The following is a 16,636-nucleotide window of genomic DNA, read 5'->3' as shown; positions in this document are numbered from 1 at the left end:
GCGAGGGCGGCTTCTGGGCGGCGCGCCGCGCGAGCCGTTTGACGGCGGGCGGACACGGGAAAGGCACGACGTCCGCTTTGTCCGAACCCATGCCGGTGGTTTGCCCGCTTCCGGGTGCTTCTGCGGTGATGGCGTGGTTAGGGTTGGGCTGTACTGCGCCGTACTGCGTATCCCGGGAACCCATCGCGACACTCACAGATCAGCGCCACCAGGGTTACGGAGTTGATTCTCATGCTCAGACGACTCATCGCCACCGGCATCCTTCTCACCGTCGCCGTGCTCACCGTCACGGCGCCCGCCTCCGCCCGCCTTCGCGGCGGCGACGACTGGGACGACGACTGGGACGACGACGATGACTGGGACGACGACTGGGACTGACCCCGGCGACGTCGCCGGCACGGGGCGAACCCAGCCCTGAGGACGGTTACGGCGCCGCCCCGCGAACCGAGTCGCGGGGCGGCGCCTCGCCGTGCGCGGCCTGGGGGGTCAGCCGCAGCGACGGCCGCTGTTGATGCAGGCGACGGCCTGTCTCATCAGCGTGTCCGGCATGACGTTGATGAAGTCACCGTGGTCGGTGACCGGCTTGTGGAGCTGCTCGGGGAAGCTGTCCAGCGCGAACACCGGCCCCGGCGGCACGTCGTAGGCGACGCGCTGCTCCAGGGCGGGGACGGCCTGGAAGCCCTCGGGGCACGACCCGTCCGCCGCGGTGAAGGCGACGTGCGTGCGGTGGTTGGCGCTGTCGGTGTTCCTGCCGTCCCAGCAGCTCTGGAACCGCAGCAGCCGCACGACCTGGCTGCCGCGCGGGCAGATCGGGTACTTGTCGGTGAGCTGACGGTTCTCGAACCCGGTGCAGGTCCAGCGGGCGTTGGCGTTGGTCGTGCCGTTGGTGAAGGACTTGGCGTCGCCGGTGATGACGCGCAGGAAGGCCGGCATCGCGACCACCTTGGCCGTGGCGTTGCCGCGCAACGTCAGCGTCACCGAGGCGGGCCTGAGTATCCGGCCGACGTTGCCGTCCAGGCCGCCGCCCGGCTCGCCGGCGTCGCTCCCCTGGCCCCTCCGCAGGCGCAGGACCGGCCAGTAGTGCGCGGACCTGTCGCCGTTGGCGCAGGTCGTGCCCGCGGCCTGGAGGCTCTCGTTGGTGGAGAGGCCGCTGGTGTCGAGGTTGCCCACGTAGTCGTGGACGTGGTGCGCGCCGTTGGTCACGCCCGGCGCCACGATGACGTTGTCGGAGTTGTGGTGGCCCTGCTCGTTGCGCCCGCACCGGGAGACGAACGTGCCCCGCGAGCCGCCCCGCCGGACGGCGGGGGTGTTCACGTTGGGCCGGACGCGGCGGATGTCGACGAAGTCGTCAGGAGACGGCCCGCCGGCGCCGGTCGCGGTGGGGCTCGGCGACGGCGACGCGCCGCCGCCGTCCCCCGTGGGGGAAGGGGACGCCGCCGGGCCGGTCGCGGTGGGGCTCGGGGACGGCTCCTGGCCGGCCTCGGCGACCGTGCACGTGGTCACCCCGCGTAGCACCGTGACGTCCTCGCCGGCGCGCCGCAGGACGTCCGCGACACGTCCGACGACGGCCTGCCGCTGGAGCCGGAGCGGGTTCAGGACGAACGCCCTGATCTGACCGGCGGTCGCGCGGGATCCGAGCCCGGCCAGGCGCCGGTCGGCCTGGGCGATCTGGCGGTCCAGCAGGGCGAGGTCGCGCCGCACCGCGGGGTCGGCGGCCGAGCCCAGGCCGTTCAGCCGCTCGGCGACCGACGGGCAGCTCACCCGGCCCGCCTCCCGGCGGACCGCGCTCCGCGCGCCCGCCTCCGGCTCGGCGGAGGCGGAGGCGGGGGCGGAGGCGGAGGCGGGCGCGGGTGACGGTGTCTCGTCCGCCCACGCGGCCGGCGTCATGCTCGCCAGGACGAGGCCCACCCCTGCCCCGCCGAGAGCCAGCGCGCGCAGGACCGGCCGGCGCCGCCGTCTGTGCCTGTCTCGGATCATTCGAACCCCTCCCGGAGTCTGTGCTCGTGGAGGCCTGGTGTCGTGGCCCATCGGGACGAGGTACGCGGGCGACGGCGCGACGGTTCGACGATCGCGGGAAGTTCTGTGCCGGGCATGCCGCCGCGCCGCGACAGGCCCGCGGCGGACGAAGTGCTGTGAACCGGGAGCGTGGAGACGCCGTACCCGCTGTCGGCGGCCGATTCCCCGACGCCCCCGGCACTTCACACCGAACGGGAGACCTGCCATGCGACGTCCCACCTCCGCCGCGGCCCGCGCGTCCGCGCTTCTCGGGTCCGCACTCGCCCTCGCGCTCGTCACCGGGTGCGGCGAGCCCTCCGGCGCGCCCGCCGCCGGGGCGAACCCGGGGCCGCCCGCCACGCTGAAGCAGCTCGCCGCCAGGACCGGCTGCGCGAGACCGCGGGTCCAGACCGACGCCGAGGAACTGCGGCAGGGCGTGTGCGGGACCGGCACGGGCCAGTACACGGTGACCACGTTCTCCACCGACGAGGGCAGGGACGCGTGGCTCGCGGAGGCCAGGAAGTGGGGCGGCGCCTACCTCGTCGGCGCCCGATGGGTGATCTCGGGCAACGACACGGAGATGCTGGAGTCGTTCCGCGCGACGCTCGGGGGCGGCGTCGTCGGCGGCGGGCACGCGATGCCGTCGCGGGCGGAGTCCGGCCCGGCGGCGCCCGCGGGCGCCGGGGCGCCGCCGCGATGAGCCGCCGGGGATGTGCTCACGGACGCGCGGACCTCACGCGTTCTCCGAGATCGACAGGGCGCCGGACGGGCAGACCTGCACGGCGCGCCGGACCGCCGCGTGCCTGTCGGGCGGCGGCTCGGGCAGGAGCACCACGACGGTGCCCTCGTCCTCGTCCTGGTCGAAGACGTCACCCGCCGTGAACACGCACATGCCCGCGCCGATGCAGACTTCGGTGTCGGCTTTGATCCGCATGAGGGCTACCTCCTACCAAGCGACCGGCAAGCGGTGAACTCCGTAAATGGCCATGTTGGACCGCATCGCGACCTCCTCGCCGGGAGTCGCGAGGCGCAGGCCGGGAAAGCGCCCCAGCAGTGCAGGGTAGCCGATGCGCATCTCGATCCGGGCGAGTTGCTGTCCGAGGCATTGGTGTATTCCGTGCCCGAACGCGAGGTGCCCGGTGGCCTGTCGTGTGATGTCCAGGCTGTCGGGATCCCCGAAGCGCCCGGGGTCGCGGTTGGCGGCGGAGAGGGACACCGTCACCGACTGGCCGGCCCTGATCGTCCGCCCTTCGATCTCGACGTCCTCGGTGGCGGTCCTGACCGGGCCGAGGTGGACGATGGTGAGGTAGCGCAGCAGCTCCTCGACGGCGGGCTCGGCCAGTGACGGGTCCGCGCGCAGGGCGGCGAGCTGGGCGGGGTTGCGCAGCAAAGTGTAGGTGCCGAGCGCGAGCATGTTGGCCGTGGTCTCGTGGCCGGCCACGAGCATGAGCACCGAGGCGCCGGTGATCTCGACGTCGGTGAGCTTTCCGGTGGCGATGAGACCACTGATCAGGTCGTCGCCGGGCTCCTCCCGCTTGCGCGCCACGAGCCCTCTGACGTAGTCCAGCAGGCTCTCCATGGCCTCACGCGCCCGCTCGATGGAGTTGTCCAGGTTCAGCAGTGCGGAGGAGTCGCGCTGGAACCGGTCGTGGTCGGAGTAGGGGACGCCGAGCAGCTCGCAGATCACCAGGGACGGGATCGGCAGCGCGAAGCTCTGCACCAGGTCCACCGGCGAGCCCTCGCGCTCCATGGCGTCCAGCCGGTCGGAGGTGATCTTCTCGATCCGGGGCTCCAGCAGCCGCATGCGGCGCACGGTGAACTGCCCGGTGAGCAGGCGGCGGAACCGGGTGTGCTCCGGGGGGTCCTCGCGCAGGAAGAACCCGGGGAACTTGGCGAGGGTCTGCTGCCGGATGCGCTGCGGGATCGGCGGGTGCGTCACCTGGACGTCGTTGCTGAACCGCGGATCGGCGAGCACCGCGCGGGAGGCGGCGTACCCGGTGGCGAGCCAGCCGACGTGGCCGTCGGCGAAGAGCATGGGGCGGAGGGGGGCGTCCTCGCGCCACCGGGTGAAGTCCTGGGGGGGATCGAGGGGGTGCTCACGCGTCACGGGAAAGGTGACCGGCTCGTGCATCGCGTTGGTCATGACACGCTCCTTGACTGGAAGTCCGTCCAGACTTGACACGCCTGCAGGTCCTAAGAAAACAGTACATCCTCCGAAATTGCAACGGATGAAAAGAAGCAGTGCATGCAGTAAAATTCGCGTATGAACGGTCCAGGGCTGAGAGAGCGCAAGAAGCTGCGCACGCGTCACACGCTGGTGGAGACGGCGGTGCGGCTCTTCGAGCGCAAGGGCTTCGAGGAGACGACGGTGGCCGAGATCGCCGCCGCCGCCGAGGTCTCGACGCGCACGTTCTTCAGCTACTTCGCGAGCAAGGAAGACGTGATCTTCTTCGACACCCGGGCGCGGAGCGACCGCGCGCTCGCGATCATCGCGGACCGCGCGCCCGGCGAGCCCGTGGTCGACCTGCTGCGCCGCGTCGCCGAAGCGATCTTCCGCGGCCCGCGCGGCCCGCAGGACGAGGAGGATAACGACGCCCTGGAGGACGCGCGGCTCGCCATGAGGCTGCTGCCGGCCCGCAACCGGCTGATCATGTCCGTCCCCGCGCTGCAGGCCCGGGCCCTGCACCTGCTCTTCGACGTCCAGATGGAGCTGGTCGAGGCCGTCGAGCGCGCCTACGAGGGCGAGCTGGACCACGTCGAGGCCGCGGCGGCCGTGGGGGCGTTCGTCGGCGCGGCCAAGGTGGCGGCCATGGCGTGCCGGAGACGCGACGAGTCGGCCGAGGCGATGTGGGCCGCGGCGCTCAGAGGGGCCGAGATCGCCGCGCTCGGGCTCGGCTCGCTGGGCGGCGCCGGGCGCGCCTGATCACCCTCCGCCCAGCGTGAGCGTCCACATCCGGACAGCGACGACATAGAGGCGGAACTATAGCCCAACGCACGGTGTGCGAAACCGCCACATAAGACTAACTGATCACGCCACAGGCCGCGTGAATTGGTCACAAAAGGTCTGATCGGGCTGATCACCCCGCCACCAGCCCGTTTTACGACAAAATCATGCTCCGAGGGCGTGCGAACGGCGAGCCCTCGACCGTGGACACCGCGACTCCGGTGGAGCACCGCCTCAAATCCGTCACGGAATTGGATTGCGGCGCGGCTGTTCGTGGTGTTCCGTCTCGCTGTGGGGTACAGACATGAACGGTCCTGAGACGCTGCCATCCGGCGAGGGCACCGAGACGGCCCGCCCCGGTGGGACCCCGCTCGTCGGCCGCCGCGACGCGATGCGCGAGTTCGGCCGGACGGTCGACGCGACGTCCACCGGGTTCCAGTTCCTCGCCGTGGTCGGAGAGCCGGGCGCCGGCAAGTCCCGGCTGCTCACCGAACTCGCCGGCCTCACCGCCGCCCGTAGCCTCACCACGCTGTGGGGCAGGGCCGCCGAATTCGAGCAGATGATGCCCTTCAGCGCGCTGATCGACGCCCTGGACGACCACCTGGAGAGCCGCCGCGACGACCTGGCGGGCCGGCTGAGCACCGCCCAGGCCCACCGGCTCGCCACGGTGTTCCCCGCCCTCGCCGCCAAGATGTACCAGGCCGAGGACGCCGCCCCGCCCGAGGGCGAGGACCAGAGCGGCATGGTGCGCTACCGGCTCTACCGCGCGCTGCGCCAGCTCATCGACGAACTGGCCGGCCCCGCCGGGCTGGCCCTGATCCTGGACGACGTGCACTGGGCCGACGACAGCTCCGCGGAGTTCCTGGACCACCTGGTGCGCCACCCGCCGCGCGGCAAGGTGCTGGTCGCGGTCGCCTACCGCCCCGCCCAGGTCACCCCCCGGCTGGCCGCGCTCGCGCTCAGCGCCGGCGCCCGCGGCCGGCAGGTCACCGTCGGCCCGCTCAACCAGGCCGAGGTCGAGGAGTTCCTCGGCCCCCGCGTCAACAGGACCCGCATCCGCGCCCTGTACGAGGCCAGCGGCGGCAACCCCTTCTACCTGGAGGCGCTGGCCCGCATGGGCCAGCTGGAGGTGGGCGACCTGCCGCTCACGGTGCGGGCCGCGCTGCGGGCCGAGCTCAGCGACCTGTCCGGAGACTCGCTGCTGATCGCCCAGGCCGCCGCGGTGACCGCCGACGAGTTCGTGCCGGCGCTGGCGGCGATCGCGGCGCAGGTGCCCGACGCGGTCGCGCTGGACGGCCTCAACGAACTGGTCGCCCGAGACATCGTGCGCCCGGCCGCGGCCGGGCGCTTCCGTTTCCGCCACCCCTTGGTGCGGCGTGCGGCCTACGAGTCGGCGGCGGCCGGGTGGCAGCTCGCCGCGCACGCCCGGCTGGCCTCTCACCTGGCCGAGCTCGGCGCCCCCGCCACCGTCCAGGCGCACCACGTCGAACGCTCGGGCTCCTTCGGCGACCAGCGGGCGATCGCCACGCTGGTGGAGGCGGCGCGCGCGGTCGCGCCGCACGCCCCGGTCACCGCCTCGCACTGGCTGCGCAAGGCGCTGGACCTGACCCCCGAGGAACCGGGGACGCTGGAGGACCGGCTGGAGCTACTCATGGAGCTGTCCCGCGCCCAAGGCGTCAGCGGCCGGCTGGCCGAGGGCCGCGACACCGCCCGTGAGCTGCTGCGCCTGCTGCCCGCCGACGACCACGCCCGCCGCGCCAGGGCCGCCCGCATCTGCGCGCTGATGGAGCGCCAGCTCGACCGGCCCGCCGAGGCCCGCGCCCTGCTGCTGGACGAGCTGCGCCGCATGCCCGACCCGCGCGCCGCCGCGGCCATCCCGCTGCGCATGCGCCTGGTGGCCGAGAGCATGATGCGCGTCGACTTCCGCGCCGCCCAGGCCGTGCTCGATCTCATGCCCGACTCCGGCGACGACTGGGAGCCCGACCTCGCCATGGCGGTGGCCGCGCTGCGCCCGATGCCCGCCTTCGCCGCCGGGCGCATGGCCGAGGCGTTGCGCGCGGCCGACGCCGCCGACCGCCTGGTCAGCACCGCCCTGGACGAGCATCTCGCCGAATGGCTGGACGCGGTGGCCTGGCTGTGCTGGGCCGAGACCAACCTCGGGCGCTACTCGGTGGCGCTGCGCCACTTCGAGCGCGCCATCGCCGTCGCCCGCTCCACCGGGCAGACCTACATCCTGACCAACCTGCTCGCGGGCCGGGCCAGGACGCTCACCGTGCTCGGCAGGCTGCCCGACGCGCGGGCCACGGCCATGGAGTCCGTCGAGGGCGCCCGGCTGCTGAAGTCGGGCCAGCAACTGGTCTTCGCGCTCACCCAGTCCTGCCTGTCCTCGGCGTGGGCCGGCGACCACGACGCCGCGCTCGCCGCCGTGGACGAGTCCCTGCGCTCGGGGGTCGGGCTCGGCGAGGTGTGGGTGGACATGGCGCGGCACGCCCGGGGCGTCGCGCTGGTGGCGGCCGGGCGGCTGGACGAGGGCGTCGACGCGATCGTCGAGGCGTGCGGCCGGTTCGACGACCCCCGCCTGGACCGGGGCACGCTCATGGCGAGCTGCGAGCTGCTCGCGCTGGCCGAGGCGTCCCGGGGCCGCGTGGAGGAGGCGGCCCGCTGGGCCGAGACGGCCACCCACATCACCGCGCCCGCGCTGCCGGTCTTCTCGGGGTTCCTCCCCCTCGCCCGGGCGCACGCCGTCCGTCCCTCCGACCCGGCGCGGGCCGCGGAGCTGGCGCGCGAGGCGGCCCGCCTGCTCACCGCGGGCGAGCGGCGCATCGACGCCGGGCGCGCCCTGATGACGGCCGGGCAGGCCTACGGCGAGGCCGGCGAGCGGCGCCGGGCCCTCGAGTACCTGCGCGACGCCGCCGACATCTTCCAGGACTGCGGGGCCAAGGCGTTGTCGGCCCAGGCCGCCCGCGAGCAGCGCCGCCTCGGCGTGCGGGTGTCGTCCGCGGCCCCGGCGGGGCAGGGCGGCGCGCAGGGCCTGTCCCCCCGCGAGTCGGAGATCGCGCGCCTGGTCGCCGAGGGCCTGACCAACCAGCAGATCGCCGAGCAGTTGTTCCTCAGCGTCCGCACGGTCGAGACCCACCTGTCCCGCGTGTTCGCCAAGCTCGGCGTCACCTCGCGCGTCGGCGTGGCGACGAAGCTGAACCGGGCGTGAACCACGGGCGCGGAACCGTTGTCTCACCTACGGGAGACCCCTGAGGGCGACGTACGGGGTTTCCGCACCGATGTACGGGGTTTCCACGATGCCGCGCGCACCCGCCCGTTGGCATTGTTGGAGCGGGTCACCAGTAGGAGGACGGTCAGATGGAGCATCGCATCCCGCGGTACACGCTGGAAGGCGTGACGGGTGCCGAGGTCTCGGTCCACCCCTTCTCGACCGAGGACGAGCTCGGCCTGACGTTGACGCGATTCCACGGGGCGGAGTCCGACGACGTCGTCCTTCTCATCCACGGCCTGACCTCGTCCAGCGACATGTTCATCATGCCGGAGCACCGCAACCTGGTGGGCTTCCTGCTGGACAGCGGCTTCGGCGACGTCTGGACGCTCGACTTCCGGATGAGCAACAGGTTTCCCTACAACATGGAGACCCGGCGGCAGTCGCTCGACGACATCGCCGCCTTCGACCACCCGGCCGCCATGACCGAGCTCCGCCGTCACGTTGGGGCACGGCGGATCCACGTCATCGCGCACTGCCTGGGGTCGGTCTCCTTCCAGATGAGCCTGTTCGGCGGCGCGCTCGACGGCGTCACGAGCATGGTCGCCAACAGCGTGGGCCTGACCCCGCGGGTGCCGGCCTGGTCCCGCGTCAAACTGCTCCTCGGGCCCGCGCTGCTGGAGTACGGTCTCGGAGTCTCGTACCTGGACCCCCGGTTCAGCGAGGCCCCGCCGTTCACGCGCCGCCGCATGCTCTCGCGGCTCGTCTCGTTCTTCCATCCGGAGTGCCGGGAGCCGGCCTGCCACATGCAGAGCTTCATGTGGGGAAGTGGCCGGCCGGCGATGTACCGGCACGCGAACCTCGCGCCGCGGACCCATGTCCACGAGCGCCTCGCCGACCTCAACGGCGCGGCCGACGTCAACTACTACCGGCACATGCGCAAGATGGCGATGGCCGGGCGCGCGGTCAAGTGCGACCCCGGCAACCCCTTACACGACCGCCTCCCGGAGGACTACCTGGCGGAGGCGGGGCAGGTCGAGACGCCGGTGCTGTTCATGACCGGCGACCACAACGACGTGTTCGCCGACAGCAACATCGTCTGCCACAGGATCCTCTCCAAGCGGGCCCCCGGCCTGCACGAGCTCCAAATCGTCCCCGGCTACGGGCACATCGACCCCCTGATCGGCAAGAACGCCCACGTCGACGTGTTCCCGCGCATCCTCGACTTCCTCAAGCGCCACGCCGGGTGATCGCGATGAACGCCATGAAGACCCATGAATCGCGCCCGAACACCGCGCGAACGGAGTTCGCGCGATGAGCACAGAGCATGTCGATGCCGTCGTCGTCGGGTCCGGATTCGGGGGCTCGGTCGCGGCGTATCGCCTGGCCTCGGCGGGGCTGTCGGTGGTGGTGCTGGAACGGGGCCGTGCCTACGCGCCGGGCATGTTCCCGCGCAGCCCCGCCGAGATGAGCAAGGCGTTCTGGGATCCGGCCGAGGGCCACTACGGCATGTTCGACGTGTGGAGCTTCAGCGGCTGTGACTCGGTGGTGAGCAGCGGGCTCGGGGGCGGCTCGCTGATCTACGCCAACGTCATGCTCCGCAAGGACGAGCGCTGGTTCGTCCACGAGGAGCCGCTGCCGACGGGCGGGTACGAGACGTGGCCGGTCACCCGGGCCGAGCTGGACCCGCACTACGACGCGGTCGAGAAGATGGTCGGCGTCACGCCGTACCCGCTGGACCACCCGGTGTACTCGGACACGCCGAAGACCCGGGCCATGCAGGACGCGGCGGCCGAGCTGGGGCTGGACTGGCGGCTGCCGCCGCTGGCGATCAACTTCGCCCCCTTCCCCGGCGCCGAGCCGGGCATCGGCGTGCCCATCTCCGACCCCGCGTACGGCAACCTGCACGGGGTGCCGCGCCGCACCTGCCGCCTGTGCGGCGAGTGCGACTTCGGCTGCAACGACGGCTCCAAGAACAGCCTGGACCACACCTACCTCTCCGCGGCGCGCCACCACGGCGCCGACCTGCGCACGCTGCGCGAGGCCAAGGAGGTCAGGCCGCACCCGGACGGCGGGTACGAGGTCGACTACGTGCGCCACCACCCGGGCTCGGGGCGGCGGACCATCCGCTGCGACCGGCTGGTGCTCGCCGCGGGCACCTACGGCACGACGCTGCTGCTCCTGCGCAGCCGCCCGAACCTGCCCGGGCTGAGCGACGCGCTCGGCACCCGGTTCTCCGGCAACGGCGACCTGCTCACGTTCCTGCTGCGGGCCAAGGACCGCAGCAGGACCCGCACGATCACCGCGAGCCGCGGCCCGGTGATCACGAGCGCGATCCGCCTGGCCGACGAGCTGGACGGCCCGCGCGACGTCGGCCGCGGCGCCTACATCCAGGACGGCGGGTACCCCGCGTTCATCGACTGGCTGGTCGAGGGGGCCGACGTCCGCAGCGAGGTGAAGCGGGCGGCGCGTTTCCTGGCCGACCGGCTGCGCGCGCTGCTGACCCGCGACACCAACATGTCGGCCGAGATCGCCGACCTGATCGGCCGGGGCGAGCTGTCGGGCAGCTCGCTGCCGCTGCTCGGCATGGGCAGGGACGTCCCGGACGGGCGGCTGCGGCTGCGCGACGGCAAGCTGGACGTCCAGTGGAGCTCGGAGGGCAGCGAGGAGCACTTCGACCGGCTGCGCGCGACGATGCGCCGGGTGTCGGACGTGCTCGGCGCCGAGCACTCCGACATGCCCGCCTGGCTCGGCAAGCGCATCATCACGGTCCACCCGCTCGGCGGCGTGCCGATGGGACGTCACGCCGGCGAGGGCGCGTGTGACGCGCACGGCGAGATGTTCGGCCATCCCGGGCTGTACGTCGCCGACGGGGCCGCCCTGCCGGGTCCGGTGGGGGCCAACCCCTCGCTGACGATAGCGGCGCTCGCCGACCGCATGTGCACCCGCATCCTGGAACGACGGCCGGCCGGACGCCGGCATGGAGGAGGCCGGGCTCTGATGAGCGTGATGAACGGAAGCGCGGCGGCGAGCCCGCCGCAGGAGGCGCGGAGGCCGGTCACGGCGGGCGAGCCCGCCCCCGAGCCCACGTCGCTGTCCTTCAGTGAGGAGATGGCGGGGTTCGTCTCCGTCGGGGTGTCGGACCCGCGGTCCCGTGAGGTCAACGGCAGGTCGCACGGGGACCGGGTGTCGTTCGAGCTCACCATCGAGGTCGACGACGTGGACCGCTTCCTGGCCCTGCCGGCGCATCCGGCGCGGGCCGAGGGCTGGGTCGAGGCGGACTTCCTCGGCGGGCGGCGCCCGGTGGAGCGGGGCTGGTTCAACCTGTTCGCGCCGGGCGAGCGGCCCGACCACCGCGAGATGCGCTACCGGCTGTGGTTCACCGACGGCGAGGACAGGCGCCGCACGCTCGCCGGGTACAAGGACGTTCATCACGGGCCCGCCACACGGCTGTGGCTCGACACATCGACCCTCTACACGCGTCTGCTGGAGGGTCACGTCCCGGAGGGCGAGGACGAGAAGGCGGTGGTGGTCGGCGCGGGGACGCTGCACATCCAGCCCATGGAACTCGCCGCGACGCTGAAGAGCTTCTCCACCGAGGGGCCGCACGGCCTCACCGCGCTGGCGCGGTTCGGGAGGTTCTTCGTCGGCCAGCTCTGGGACGTCTACGGACCGGGGTGAGGCGGAAACCCCGAGGCGGCCGATCGGTCGAGTGGGAGGTGGATCCCCCGCCGATCGGCCGCCGGCTCCGGGTCTCCGCGGCGCGGTCGCGGTCGTACGTGGCTTTTCCTGACTGAGACGATGACCTTGACGCCTTCGTCCCCTACTTGGAGGGGTTAGGGGAGGGAGGCGGGGGCGTGGGCAACGACGCGAAGTCGACCTTGCCCGTGCTTTCGAGAAGCGTCATGTGTTTCATGACCACGTCGACCGCGACCTGCGCGAACGCCCGGATGTCGTCGTTCCTCGTGCCCGCGCGCACGGCGGCGACGACGGCGAACACCTTGCCGTGGGCGAAGCGCAGCCGGTCGGCGAAGGTGCGGTCGTACTCCTCTCCGGTCTTGGTGGACAGCTCGGCCATCCAGTTCTGCTGGTCGGCCGTGGGCGTGCTCGGCAGGGGGACCTTCAGCTGCGCGGCCAGGGCGCGCACCTGCTCGTCGAGCTTGGTGTGGTCGGCGACGAGGTGCCGGCCGACCTCCTTGACCCGCTCGCTGCCCGCGCGCTCCTGCGCCTGCTGCCCGGTCGGGATCTCCCACAGGCCGGCCTGGCGCACCTTCACCAGGAAGTCCCGGTCGGCGGGCCCGAGCGGGCCCGACTCCGTCCCGGTCCACTCCCCCGAGGCCCCGCCGGCGCCCGGCACGATGCCGGGGGCGATGGCGAAGACCGTGATCGTGGCGATGACCAGGAACGCGAGCGCGGCGAGCACCTCGACGAGCCGTATGGACCTGAGCTGAAGCCGGTTCACCGAACGCTTTCTCCCTTCCGTCGTCCCGGATCCCAAGGGCGCGCTTGTCAGGGGGAGGTACGGCCCACGCCAGGGGGCGGTTCATGGATTTCGGAGGGAATTTAAATCTTTACGGAAGTTGTGTGATTTGCTCACGTGACCGGTGGTGCGCTGCCACCATGTGCCTGTGCAGCGTCATCGCAGCGTCCGGTCCGGACCGGAGGTGCCGCACGACGAGTCGGACGAGCAGCTGGTCGCGACGCTCTATCGCGAGTTCGGCGGCCCCCTCCTCCGCAACGTGCGCAGACTGACCGGAGGCGACCGGCAATGGGCAGAGGATGTCGTCCAGGAGACCGTCTTCCGCGCGTGGCGGAACGCGGGGAAGCTGAACAGGGAACCCGGCCTGTTGTGGGCCTGGCTGATGACCGTGGCGCGCAGGATCGTCATCGACGCGCGCCGGCAGCGCTCGGCGCGCCCGCAGGAGGTCGAACCCGACCGGCTCGACAGCGTCGCCGTCCCCGACGGCTCGGAGCCGACGCTGTCGGCGATGGTGGTGTCGGAGGCCCTGTACAGCCTGTCGGAGGAGCATCGGGAAGCGCTCGTGCAGACCTACCTGCACGACCGTACGATCAATGAGGCGGCCGAGGTGCTCGGCGTGCCGCCCGGGACGGTCAAGTCCCGGGTGTACTACGCGCTGCGCGCCCTGCAGAAGACGATGAAGGAGAGGGGGTGACCGGCCTCATGGGTTCGCCCCCGCATGCCGAGGTGGCGGCGTACATCCTCGGGGTGCTGAACGAGGAGGACTCCGAGGCGTTCGAGGGTCACCTGCTCGACTGCCCGAGCTGCCAGGACGAGCTGCGCGAGATGTACGCGCTGCCCGACGCCCTGGACCTGATCAGGGGCGACGTGCGCGGCGCCGTCCCGCGGCCCGCCGGATCCCTCGACGGGCCGCACGGCTCCCCCGCGCCCGGCCGCGTCGTCAGGGACCTGCCGCCGCCCCGCCGCCGCGCCCGGCGGCACGCGCAGCCCCGCGCCGGGGAGTCGCGGGAGGAGCTCGCCCGGCGCCGCCGCGCCGTCGCCCTGGGCGTGGCGGCCGTGCTGTTCATCGGCGTCACCGGCGGCGTGGCGGCCTCCCGGCTGTGGCCCGGCATCGGCGGCGCCGTGGCGGCTCCCGCCGGCGCCCCGGCGACGACCGAGTTCCGCGAGGGCGCGAGCTCAGGCACGGGGGTGAGCGGCAAGGTCGGCCTGACGCCGCGAAGCTGGGGCACCGAGGTCGCCTTCCAGCTCAGCGGCGTCACCGGTCCGGAACGGTGCAGCCTGGTGGCGGTCTCGCGCGACGGCGGGACCGACGTCGTGTCGGGCTGGCGCATCCGGCCCGGGGACGGCTTCGGCGTCCCCGGCCACCCCGATCCCCTGCGGCTGACCGGCGCCACCGCGCTCGCCACCGCGGAGATCGCCCGCTTCGAGGTCCGCAGGGACGACGGCGTGCGCCTGCTGGAGATCCCCGTCGCCTGACGACGCCCGTGGCGGGCATGGCCGCCACGGACGTCCGCCACGCCCCGTGTGCCCCCTCTCCCTACCTCCTCGCCTCGGCGGGCGCGGGCGCCAGGCGCAGGGCGAGCGCGGGGCACATCTCGATCGCCCGGCGCGCGTCGCCCTCCAGCCGGAACGGCACCGAGGCGGTGCTGACCACGGGATAGCCGTGCTGGTCCAGGCCGATGAGCTCCGGCACGACGTGGGCGCACAGGCCGTGCCCCTCGCACCGCGACCAGTCCACGGTGAGCTGCGCCTCCCGGGCCTTGACCCGGTTCTCCTGTGGCAGCGGGAGCACCCCGCGCACCGGCAGCCCGCAGGTGCCGTACGCGGCGTGGGTCATGATGTCCTCGGCGAAGACGTCCACGGCCGACAGCACGAACCGCGCGGTGCCGTCGGGGTGGCCGCAGGCTCCGCGCCCGCGGATGATCTCGGCGGCCCGCCTGACGGCCTCGATGTGCCCGTCGCCGTCGGCGAGCGCGCCGAACGCCCGCGTCAGGTCGGGCAGGCCCATGTAGCAGGGGCCGCACTGCCCGGCCGACTGCTCGGCCATGTACCTGGCCACCCTGGCGGTCTCGCCGAGCGGGCAGGAGCCCTCGCCGAGCGGGACGACGATGCCCGCGCCGAGTGCCCCGCCGAGGGCCTCGAACCCGGCCCGCGACACCTCCGCGCGCTCGGCGGCCTCGGCGGACATCCAGGTGCCGTGGTAGCCGCCGAGCAGCACGCCCTTGCCCACGACGGCGTCGCACAGGTCGAGCACCTCGCGCAGCCGCACCCCGGTGGGGGTCTCCACGACGGCGGGGCGCCGCGCCGAGCCGCTGACCGACAGCAGGACAGTGCCCGGTTCGAGCGGGGTGCCGACCGAGGAGTACAGGTCCACCCCGAGCATCGCCAGCAGCGCGAGCTGGGCGTAGGTCTCGGCGTTGGACAGCATGGTCGGCATGCCGCCGACGCCCATCTCGCTGGCGCGGACCTTGCGGCCCGGCGGGATCGGGCGCTCGCCGTTGATGCCGGCGATCAGGGCGCCGCTCTCGCCGGAGATGAACCGGTCGGGCATGCGGACGACGCGCACGGTGTCGGTCATGCCGCGCTCGTGCACGGCGTTGAGCAGGGACCGCTCCCCCGGGCCGCCGTGGGCGACGCCCACGACGATCTCTCGGGCGTCCAGCGCGCGGGCGACCAGGTCCGCGCCGTCCAGGATCAGGTGGGGGGCTCGGGTGAGCAGCACCTTGTCCTTGGCGGCGGCGGGCTCGCCCTCGGTCGCGTTGACGACCACCGTGATGGGCGCGCCCCGGCGGCCGGCCGCGTCGATGACCGCGCGGAGCTTGCGGGCGAAGGGGAAGCCCGCGCCTCCCCTGCCGCGCAGGTCGCCGAGCTCGGCCAGGGCGATCAGATCGTCGACGGGCAGCCGCGGCAGGCGGCCGTGCACCCTGCGGTGCGTGTCGTGGTCCAGGCGGGGAGTGCGGTCGAGGCCGGCGGTGAGCCGGCCGGGGCCGATCCTGAACACCTCGGGCACGCCGGGCCCGTTCATCGCCGCACCTCCTTTCTCAAGGTCACCCAGAACTCCTCGTCGAAGACGTCGTCGACCCGGATGTACTCGGCCTTGCGGCCGATGGTGGCCGGACGGGCGGCCGGGGCGCCCCGCCTCGGGCCGACGGTGACGACCATGCGGACCAGCAGGCCGAGCCCGACCGCGACGAGCGAGGCGACGTAACACAAGGTCACCCAGTCGGCGGGCTCGCGCCCGGCGGTCAGCCCGTGCACGATGGCGAGCGGCCAGCACAGGTAGGCCGTGACGTGCAGGGTGCGCCACACCCATGGGCGGGACATGGTGGCGAAGCGCCCGCGGAAGGCGCCGGTCGCGGCGGCGAGGACGAGCAGGTAGGCGGCGATCGTGCCGAGGCCGACCGCCTGCCCGGCCCGTCCGGGGAGGAACGCCGCCGCGGGGTCCAGGCGTCCTCGCAGGATCTGGAGGACGACGTGTGTGATCAGGAAGCCGGCGGACAGGACCGCGGCGGCCCGGTGAACGGCCTGGAGACGCACGCGGTGCCGTACCGCGAGGAGGATCCGGTCGGTGGCGGCCAGGCCGGCCAGCACCGTCGCCGTCAGCGCAACGAGCGTGAACACCCCCGAGTAGAAGATGAGGAAGCCTTGCACGTCGCCGAAGACCGACGCCCCGAAGAGCGCCGTCCCGGCGATCAGCGACGTGGACGTGAACAGGCCTGCCACGAGGGGGCCTCGTGGGCGGGTTCGCTGCGGGGCACGTCTATGCCGCGTTTCTTTCATCCCGTCCTCCGCCAGATAACGTCGGCCGGTCCATACCGGACAACGTGCTGCTGGGTGCCTACCGGGATCATCGGGACATTTGCGCGCGCGATCACACTAGCGCCTCACCGGTCCCGCTGGTACCAGAACGTTACATAAATCTCGGGCACTTGAATGGGATCCTGACTCCGGTAAATCTCTGCCGGATGATTCGCGCACAGAGTCGGCAACCAGGGCAAATCACCCGAAA

General features: G+C 72.8%; 14 protein-coding genes. 8 read left to right on the top strand and 6 right to left on the bottom strand.

Features of this window, described 5'->3' with window-relative positions; translation table 11 throughout:
- The first annotated feature begins 231 nt into the window (after positions 1 to 231).
- On the top strand, positions 232 to 378 hold the full coding sequence (locus BJ981_RS32320) for a hypothetical protein (RefSeq protein WP_184617159.1): 147 nt from the start codon (positions 232 to 234) through the stop codon (positions 376 to 378).
- 108 nt (positions 379 to 486) lie between these two features.
- On the opposite strand, the gene BJ981_RS32315 is transcribed toward BJ981_RS32320, so the two are convergent.
- Positions 487 to 1,977 (bottom strand): DUF1996 domain-containing protein, encoded by a 1,491-nt coding sequence (locus tag BJ981_RS32315; protein WP_239139612.1) that lies wholly within the window; start codon positions 1,975 to 1,977, stop codon positions 487 to 489.
- Between the two features lie 244 nt (positions 1,978 to 2,221).
- On the opposite strand from BJ981_RS32315, the gene BJ981_RS32310 reads away from it, so the two are divergent.
- Positions 2,222 to 2,695, top strand: coding sequence for a hypothetical protein (locus BJ981_RS32310; RefSeq protein ID WP_184617157.1), 474 nt, complete (start codon positions 2,222 to 2,224; stop codon positions 2,693 to 2,695).
- Positions 2,696 to 2,728: 33 nt separating this feature from the next.
- On the opposite strand, the gene BJ981_RS32305 is transcribed toward BJ981_RS32310, so the two are convergent.
- Together BJ981_RS32305 and BJ981_RS32300 are read right to left on the bottom strand one after the other, a co-directional pair.
- Positions 2,729 to 2,929 (bottom strand): ferredoxin, encoded by a 201-nt coding sequence (locus BJ981_RS32305; RefSeq protein ID WP_184617156.1) that lies wholly within the window; start codon positions 2,927 to 2,929, stop codon positions 2,729 to 2,731.
- A gap of 12 nt (positions 2,930 to 2,941) precedes the next feature.
- A complete protein-coding gene (locus BJ981_RS32300; protein WP_184617155.1) occupies positions 2,942 to 4,138 on the bottom strand; it encodes a cytochrome P450 in 1,197 nt (398 codons plus the stop codon).
- A 120-nt stretch (positions 4,139 to 4,258) separates the two neighbouring features.
- Here BJ981_RS32300 and BJ981_RS32295 point away from each other — a divergent pair, with 120 nt between their 5' ends.
- From BJ981_RS32295 to BJ981_RS32280, 4 genes are all read left to right on the top strand, one after another.
- The gene (locus tag BJ981_RS32295) at positions 4,259 to 4,918 is read left to right on the top strand and encodes a TetR family transcriptional regulator (protein WP_184617154.1); all 660 of its coding nucleotides are present in this window, start codon (positions 4,259 to 4,261) and stop codon (positions 4,916 to 4,918) included.
- Between the two features lie 325 nt (positions 4,919 to 5,243).
- Positions 5,244 to 8,147 (top strand): helix-turn-helix transcriptional regulator, encoded by a 2,904-nt coding sequence (locus BJ981_RS32290; protein WP_184617153.1) that lies wholly within the window; start codon positions 5,244 to 5,246, stop codon positions 8,145 to 8,147.
- Positions 8,148 to 8,296: 149 nt separating this feature from the next.
- On the top strand, positions 8,297 to 9,397 hold the full coding sequence (locus BJ981_RS32285; RefSeq protein ID WP_184617152.1) for an alpha/beta hydrolase: 1,101 nt from the start codon (positions 8,297 to 8,299) through the stop codon (positions 9,395 to 9,397).
- Between the two features lie 64 nt (positions 9,398 to 9,461).
- On the top strand, positions 9,462 to 11,828 hold the full coding sequence (locus BJ981_RS32280; protein ID WP_184617151.1) for a GMC oxidoreductase: 2,367 nt from the start codon (positions 9,462 to 9,464) through the stop codon (positions 11,826 to 11,828).
- Positions 11,829 to 11,970: 142 nt separating this feature from the next.
- On the opposite strand, the gene BJ981_RS32275 is transcribed toward BJ981_RS32280, so the two are convergent.
- Positions 11,971 to 12,609 (bottom strand): DUF4142 domain-containing protein, encoded by a 639-nt coding sequence (locus BJ981_RS32275; RefSeq protein WP_239139613.1) that lies wholly within the window; start codon positions 12,607 to 12,609, stop codon positions 11,971 to 11,973.
- A gap of 166 nt (positions 12,610 to 12,775) precedes the next feature.
- Between BJ981_RS32275 and BJ981_RS32270 the strand changes: the two genes are divergently transcribed.
- Both BJ981_RS32270 and BJ981_RS32265 read left to right on the top strand, forming a co-directional pair.
- Positions 12,776 to 13,321: a sigma-70 family RNA polymerase sigma factor gene (locus BJ981_RS32270; protein WP_184617150.1), complete on the top strand. Its 546-nt coding sequence runs from the start codon at positions 12,776 to 12,778 to the stop codon at positions 13,319 to 13,321.
- A complete protein-coding gene (locus tag BJ981_RS32265; RefSeq protein ID WP_184617149.1) occupies positions 13,318 to 14,103 on the top strand; it encodes a zf-HC2 domain-containing protein in 786 nt (261 codons plus the stop codon). Before BJ981_RS32270 ends, BJ981_RS32265 begins: the two co-directional genes overlap by 4 nt.
- A 61-nt stretch (positions 14,104 to 14,164) precedes the next feature.
- Here BJ981_RS32265 and BJ981_RS32260 read toward each other — a convergent pair whose 3' ends face one another.
- Complete coding sequence (locus BJ981_RS32260; protein ID WP_184617148.1) at positions 14,165 to 15,652, bottom strand: NADH-quinone oxidoreductase subunit NuoF family protein; 1,488 nt, start codon at positions 15,650 to 15,652, stop codon at positions 14,165 to 14,167.
- Positions 15,649 to 16,350, bottom strand: a complete 702-nt coding sequence (locus BJ981_RS32255; protein WP_184617147.1) for a hypothetical protein — start codon at positions 16,348 to 16,350, stop codon at positions 15,649 to 15,651. The genes BJ981_RS32260 and BJ981_RS32255 overlap by 4 nt, the downstream gene beginning before the upstream one ends.
- Positions 16,351 to 16,636 lie beyond the last annotated feature (286 nt).

It is taken from the genome of Sphaerisporangium krabiense (assembly GCF_014200435.1).
GTDB classification, from domain to species: domain Bacteria; phylum Actinomycetota; class Actinomycetes; order Streptosporangiales; family Streptosporangiaceae; genus Sphaerisporangium; species Sphaerisporangium krabiense.
The sequence above is the reverse complement of the archived record's forward strand: the minus strand, read 5'-3'. Positions and strand labels throughout refer to the sequence as shown.

What these genes read in the sequence shown, in the direction of transcription:
- BJ981_RS32320 (WP_184617159.1), top strand. Translation starts at nt 232, where the DNA reads ATGCTCAGACGACTCATCGCCACCGGCATCCTTCTCACCGTCGCCGTG.
- BJ981_RS32315 (WP_239139612.1), bottom strand. Translation starts at nt 1,977, where the DNA reads ATGATCCGAGACAGGCACAGACGGCGGCGCCGGCCGGTCCTGCGCGCG.
- BJ981_RS32310 (WP_184617157.1), top strand. Translation starts at nt 2,222, where the DNA reads ATGCGACGTCCCACCTCCGCCGCGGCCCGCGCGTCCGCGCTTCTCGGG.
- BJ981_RS32305 (WP_184617156.1), bottom strand. Translation starts at nt 2,929, where the DNA reads ATGCGGATCAAAGCCGACACCGAAGTCTGCATCGGCGCGGGCATGTGC.
- BJ981_RS32300 (WP_184617155.1), bottom strand. Translation starts at nt 4,138, where the DNA reads ATGACCAACGCGATGCACGAGCCGGTCACCTTTCCCGTGACGCGTGAG.
- BJ981_RS32295 (WP_184617154.1), top strand. Translation starts at nt 4,259, where the DNA reads ATGAACGGTCCAGGGCTGAGAGAGCGCAAGAAGCTGCGCACGCGTCAC.
- BJ981_RS32290 (WP_184617153.1), top strand. Translation starts at nt 5,244, where the DNA reads ATGAACGGTCCTGAGACGCTGCCATCCGGCGAGGGCACCGAGACGGCC.
- BJ981_RS32285 (WP_184617152.1), top strand. Translation starts at nt 8,297, where the DNA reads ATGGAGCATCGCATCCCGCGGTACACGCTGGAAGGCGTGACGGGTGCC.
- BJ981_RS32280 (WP_184617151.1), top strand. Translation starts at nt 9,462, where the DNA reads ATGAGCACAGAGCATGTCGATGCCGTCGTCGTCGGGTCCGGATTCGGG.
- BJ981_RS32260 (WP_184617148.1), bottom strand. Translation starts at nt 15,652, where the DNA reads ATGAACGGGCCCGGCGTGCCCGAGGTGTTCAGGATCGGCCCCGGCCGG.